At 47.3% G+C, this 4,736-nt stretch carries 9 protein-coding genes and 3 pseudogenes; 2 read left to right on the top strand and 10 right to left on the bottom strand.

Annotation, left to right across the window (positions count from 1 at the left end; all coding sequences use genetic code 11):
* A pseudogene (locus MFP24_RS00395) lies at positions 1–158 on the top strand (IS256 family transposase); the annotation flags it as partial.
* A 147-nt stretch (positions 159–305) separates the two neighbouring features.
* Here MFP24_RS00395 and MFP24_RS00405 read toward each other — a convergent pair.
* The 3 genes from MFP24_RS00405 to MFP24_RS00415 all read right to left on the bottom strand — a co-directional run bounded on the left by MFP24_RS00405 (position 306) and on the right by MFP24_RS00415 (position 1,288).
* On the bottom strand, positions 306–584 hold the full coding sequence (locus tag MFP24_RS00405) for a type II toxin-antitoxin system ParD family antitoxin (protein ID WP_136168363.1): 279 nt from the start codon (positions 582–584) through the stop codon (positions 306–308).
* A 117-nt stretch (positions 585–701) separates the two neighbouring features.
* Complete coding sequence (locus MFP24_RS00410) at positions 702–1,007, bottom strand: type II toxin-antitoxin system RelE/ParE family toxin (RefSeq protein WP_249228647.1); 306 nt, start codon at positions 1,005–1,007, stop codon at positions 702–704.
* Positions 1,004–1,288, bottom strand: coding sequence for a damage-inducible protein J (locus MFP24_RS00415; protein WP_249228648.1), 285 nt, complete (start codon positions 1,286–1,288; stop codon positions 1,004–1,006). The genes MFP24_RS00410 and MFP24_RS00415 overlap by 4 nt, the downstream gene beginning before the upstream one ends.
* 89 nt (positions 1,289–1,377) lie before the next feature.
* Between MFP24_RS00415 and MFP24_RS00420 the strand changes: the two genes are divergently transcribed.
* Positions 1,378–1,494 (top strand): SymE family type I addiction module toxin, encoded by a 117-nt coding sequence (locus MFP24_RS00420; protein WP_249228649.1) that lies wholly within the window; start codon positions 1,378–1,380, stop codon positions 1,492–1,494.
* Between the two features lie 34 nt (positions 1,495–1,528).
* Here the strand turns inward: MFP24_RS00420 and MFP24_RS00425 are convergent, their stop codons facing one another.
* From MFP24_RS00425 to MFP24_RS00455, 7 genes and pseudogenes are all read right to left on the bottom strand, one after another.
* Positions 1,529–1,792: a hypothetical protein gene (locus tag MFP24_RS00425; protein ID WP_249228650.1), complete on the bottom strand. Its 264-nt coding sequence runs from the start codon at positions 1,790–1,792 to the stop codon at positions 1,529–1,531.
* 95 nt (positions 1,793–1,887) lie between these two features.
* Positions 1,888–2,975: pseudogene (locus MFP24_RS00430) on the bottom strand (IS3 family transposase).
* 65 nt (positions 2,976–3,040) lie between these two features.
* Positions 3,041–3,307: a hypothetical protein gene (locus MFP24_RS24345; protein ID WP_249228651.1), complete on the bottom strand. Its 267-nt coding sequence runs from the start codon at positions 3,305–3,307 to the stop codon at positions 3,041–3,043.
* A gap of 42 nt (positions 3,308–3,349) precedes the next feature.
* Positions 3,350–3,502, bottom strand: a pseudogene (locus MFP24_RS24350) (VENN motif pre-toxin domain-containing protein); the annotation flags it as partial.
* Positions 3,466–3,663, bottom strand: a complete 198-nt coding sequence (locus MFP24_RS00445) for a hypothetical protein (RefSeq protein ID WP_249228652.1) — start codon at positions 3,661–3,663, stop codon at positions 3,466–3,468. The pseudogene MFP24_RS24350 and the gene MFP24_RS00445, both read right to left, overlap by 37 nt.
* Positions 3,664–3,749: 86 nt before the next feature.
* The gene (gene imm45 / locus MFP24_RS00450) at positions 3,750–4,070 is read right to left on the bottom strand and encodes an Imm45 family immunity protein (RefSeq protein WP_249228653.1); all 321 of its coding nucleotides are present in this window, start codon (positions 4,068–4,070) and stop codon (positions 3,750–3,752) included.
* Positions 4,070–4,276, bottom strand: a complete 207-nt coding sequence (locus tag MFP24_RS00455) for a colicin E3/pyocin S6 family cytotoxin (RefSeq protein WP_242634162.1) — start codon at positions 4,274–4,276, stop codon at positions 4,070–4,072. Before MFP24_RS00455 ends, imm45 begins: the two co-directional genes overlap by 1 nt.
* Positions 4,277–4,736: the final 460 nt, after the last annotated feature.

Here is a 4,736-nt window from a genome sequence, read left to right on the forward strand (position 1 = left end):
GCGCATTCCCTAACGAAAACAGCCTGTTAAAGCTACTTTATCTGGGGCTGATGAATGCGCAGGCAAAATGGACAATGCCGCTCCAGAACTGGAATTTGACTTTGTCGCAGTTAGCCATTTATTTTGACGGACGGCTGAATAACGTGATTACGCTATAACGATTTTATTGTGACACGGAATTCTGAACGCTCTCACGCTTTCCGTATAACGGAGCGCGGTTTTTGGCGTCGCCGCTTTTGCGATATAACCGTACAGTTCGGCCAGTTGTTCCTCCGTTTCTGGTGCGAACACCACCCTGTACCCCATTATTCCTCTCCGGTGGCCTTTTTGTGCTCGGCTTTCAGTCTTTCCCTGATATCGTTACCACTGAGGCTTTCACTTTCACCGCGTTGCAGGCTGTCCCACGCCGGAACGACTTGTTCCCGCAGCCATTTTTCCACCGCGTTGTCTCGCGCCATTAGCGCCCTGAGTCCTTCCCTGATAACCTCGCTTTCTGAAGCATATTCGCCGCTGGCAACACGCGCTTTAACCTGAGCCGCCATTTCATTCGGCAGCGTAATGCTCATTTGCTGTGTCGTTCTCATTGGTAACCCCTGTCTTTCATCGAGTAGGATTTAATCATACTCATTCTTTTCACCACTGTCAGGTGCGAACTTCCCGCCTTATCTTCCACCGCCAGGTCGGCCAATGGCCGTAGCCAGCTAACCTATACGATACCGAGCCGCTATCCTCCGGGATGTATGCAAAATCCTCAGGATATGGGCAGTATCGTCTTCAACAACATACACAATGATAAATGGGAAGCGCGGCACCACCAATTTTCTCTGTTTCTTCCTCAGCCCCGCTTTCATACCGGCAAGCGGATTTTTTTTCAGGATATCCGCCATACTGACAAATCTGTCATCAGTAGCGCTGGCAACCTGCAATCCTGCTTGATGGTAAAGGTAAAAAAAGATGGCCTCTCTGTCTGAGCGCGCCCTTTTCTCCCATAGCACTTTTGATGTCACAGCTTACCCCGCGCTGCCAACCTCTTCAGTTCGTCCATTCGGAGATTCATTTCTTCATCACTAATGAACTCTACCTCACCGGTATCATAGTGTCCGAACGCTTCGGATAGTTGCTTCTCCAGCCAGATCTCGTGTTCACCATCCTGATAGCGGCGCTCTTCTGCGGCCAGTTCTTCTGCACGCTGGCGCATCACTTCTGTCAGGCTCATCTTCAGTCGTTCCGCTGCCTGCATTGCCAGACGTTTGGTTTCTTCATCTATTCGGAAGTGGATTGTGCTCATAATAAGCCCTTAATTGTGGTGTCATCTGTGTTGTCATTATGCGCATTACGTTCTGCGTTGTCACTGTTCATTAACTACGCAGCCCATTGTTGCCACAACTGATTATCAAGGGACGATGGCTGCAAGAACTCGGCTTTAACACCGGCCAGTCGGTGACGTTCACCGTTCAGCGCAGCCAACTGCTGATACGCATTGTGGCTGAGTGACAGGCAAAAAAACCCGGCCTGTTTAGGGGCTTTTTTATTCTGGATCAGAAGGATCACCTCTTCGGGCTTTACACTCATCTATTTTAGCCAAAACCCATGATCTAAGAGCCGCCGCTGTTCCTGCAATAACACTGGTGACTAAAACATGTTTAATATCTGCTTGTTCAATACTCACTTTATGACTAATGACGAACTTTACAGTTACCAAAGCTAGAGAAAAAAAGATTAAACAACAGAAAACCATGTATGCAATGCTTAGAAATAGCAAACCTACAGTAGGCTTATTTGTTCTTTTCATTTACTTCATCCTTGACTGCATTGCTGATAAATTCCCCGCCTATCGCACCGATAATATGGTAATCCCCCCATTTTTAACGGAGGTCATAAGTAGAGTTATGCAGCACGTAACACATGCTGCTTTGGTGTATATCCACCCAGTGCCATATTGGGCCTTTCGTGATTATAAAACCACTGCCATTCCGTTGCATACTGCTGTAATTCATCCAGTGATGAAAATAGATATTGTCCCAGCCAGTCATAGCGTACTGTCCGGTTATAACGCTCAATATAGGCATTCTGCTGCGGTTTCCCCGGCTGAATAAAATTCAGTTCAATGTCATTATTTTTAGCCCATTTAACCAACTCGCCACTCGTATATTCCGGACCGTTGTCACAACGGATCGAAGCCGGCTTTCCACGCCATTCAATCAGGCGCTCCAGTGTTTGCTTTACCCGGGCCGACGGTAACGAGAAGTCCACTTCTATTGCCAGCGCCTACCGGTTAAAATCGTCAATGATGTTCAATAATCGGATTGAGCGGCCATCTGATAACTGATCATGCATAAAATCCATCGACCAGCTTTCATTATTTTGCTCCGGTACCCTTAACGGTTCAGGCTCTTCCCGTTTCAGCCTTTTCTTCGGCTTAATGCGCATGTTCAGCGAAAGCTCACAGTAAATCCGGTAAACTCTTTTGTGGTTCCAGCCGAAACCCTTCACATTGCGAAGGTACAGATAGCACAGACCAAAACCCCAGTTTCTCTGGCTGTCGGTAATACGCAACAACCACTCTGCAATCTGCTGATTTTCCTCATCAAGTTTCGGTGTATAGCGGTAACAACTTTCACTGACTGAAAATATCTGACAGGCAAAACGAATACTGATATACCTGTTTTCCACGGCTGCTTTTGCCATCTGCCGACGCTGAGATGGCTTTACCACTTTTTTTGCATCGCTTCCTGAATGACTTCAGCCTTCAGGCGTTCTTCCGCATACATCTTTTTGAGGCGACGGTTTTCGTCTTCCAGCTCTTTCAGCCGGGTCATGAGGGACGCATCCATCCCGCCGAATTTAGTCCGCCACTTGTAAAAACTGGCGCTGCTGATGCCATGCTCCCGGCACAGTTCAGGCACCGGTGTTCCTGCTTCGGCCTGCTTGAGGATGGCGATGATCTGGCTGTCGGTAAAACGTGATTTTTTCATAAGAATCTCCTGCGTTTAGATTACGAGAAAATTCTACTTATGAACACTCTGCTTTTTCGGGGGGATTACCATGACGCCGCCGGCCCCAGATACCATGCACCCGCTATCAGTACGCCGTTCGTATATCCATCAACTATCGTTTGGGAAATATCCTGCCCCTCTGGAATCGTCCCCGTCAGCAGCTTATGCATCGCATACTGCCGTTCTTCTTCCGTTATAGGATTCAACACGTTGCCGTTTTCATCCAGCAGGTTGGTATTGGTATACAACGATGTCACTGACCGGCCGTAATCGTGCAATCCTTTACCCAGGTTGAAGTAGTTATTCTCCACCTCATTCTTCGCCGTATTCGCTCCGCTTCCGGCACCGGTAAGGTTACCACCGATAAGTCCGCCCGCGCCAGCGCCCGCTAGGGTGATCAGATTCGCTATCAGCTCTTTCTGCTCACCCGTCAGTTCTTCCGCTTTTACCCCCGGATAGAGGAGCGTTGTCAGCGCCTGCGCGCCGCCGTTCCCGCCGTCCAGAATTCACTGCCTGCGCCATACTCACGCTCGACCGTCTGCATTTCTTCGCTGCTTTGTATCCGCGCCTCTATCTCATCGGCGCTCACGCCTTCCTGCGTCAGGCGTGTCCTGGCCTGCTCCACGGCCTCGCTTTTCTTATACGTCTTGTAAGCGTCTATCGTCACCGTTGAGCATGGGCAACTACTGATACGCATTGTGGCTGAATGACAGGCGAAAAAATCCCGGCCTTTTTAGGAGCCGGGATTTATGTTTATTCAATGGGCGTTGCTACATATTCGTCAAGGATATGAACATCTTCAACACTACATTCCGGATAAATCCATTTGGCCCAATTGGTAATAACCCATTCTGTGCTTAATCCATGCCCTTCATCTGAAATACTTTCAATGGGTAACTTTACTAAAAATAGTCCTGCTTTATACCCAGACGAAACGATTAGGCCATATGGACGTTCGTCTTCTTGAGTTTCAAATAACATAAAATCAACCCATGCTTCATACGGCCAAGTCGCAGGCAACCTAAAAATCGCTCCTCTCGATACAAACTTTTCTTTGTAATCAATCAGCTTCATCATTTCACCTTCAAATTATGGCCACCAGATGGATCGGCAGGCTTTCTTACTTGCATAGAAAAATCAACTTCACCAAGATGCTTACCTTTCGGGCTGACAACTTCAAATCGTCCATGCTGTGTATCGAGAGCATAAAGGTTTCCGTCCTGTCCACGATATACGTCGCGACCACCATTCTTTTTAGTGAGCTGATTATCTTTAACCATACCGTTCTCTGCGGCCACCTTCAGAGCTGTCAGTTTTATGATAGCTACACGCTCTCCAGGAGGAAGATTAGCTAGGTCACTGAGCGGATGTTATTTTTCCTTGGTTGCTTTGATCCGAGACATAATCCAGATACCTACCCCTAAGGGAACACCTCCAGATAAACCTTTTTTAACAGAGTCAATAACGCCGTTATACCAAGAAAAGTAAAAGGTTCCATTTTTAAGAAAGAACACTGATGCGATACCTAATCTAATAAGAAGCATAGTAAAAGCAATGAGTACAGTGAATGATACAATTAGAATTAAAAGAGTTTTGACCCCTACTTTATTTGCCGGGAGTGTTAGAAATTCTGTGTCATTCCAGTAATATATTCAAAAAAGGAATGATACATGACCCAACCTTTCGATTTCGACAAAGCGCTGAAAGCGCTCCAGTCTGGTCAGGCGCTGACCGGGAAAG

This window comes from Brenneria tiliae (assembly GCF_023347575.1).
Lineage (GTDB): Bacteria > Pseudomonadota > Gammaproteobacteria > Enterobacterales > Enterobacteriaceae > Brenneria > Brenneria corticis.

What these genes read in the sequence shown, in the direction of transcription:
- MFP24_RS00405 (WP_136168363.1), bottom strand. Translation starts at nt 584, where the DNA reads ATGAGAACGACACAGCAAATGAGCATTACGCTGCCGAATGAAATGGCG.
- MFP24_RS00415 (WP_249228648.1), bottom strand. Translation starts at nt 1,288, where the DNA reads ATGAGCACAATCCACTTCCGAATAGATGAAGAAACCAAACGTCTGGCA.
- MFP24_RS00425 (WP_249228650.1), bottom strand. Translation starts at nt 1,792, where the DNA reads ATGAAAAGAACAAATAAGCCTACTGTAGGTTTGCTATTTCTAAGCATT.
- imm45 (WP_249228653.1), bottom strand. Translation starts at nt 4,070, where the DNA reads ATGAAGCTGATTGATTACAAAGAAAAGTTTGTATCGAGAGGAGCGATT.
- MFP24_RS00455 (WP_242634162.1), bottom strand. Translation starts at nt 4,276, where the DNA reads ATGGTTAAAGATAATCAGCTCACTAAAAAGAATGGTGGTCGCGACGTA.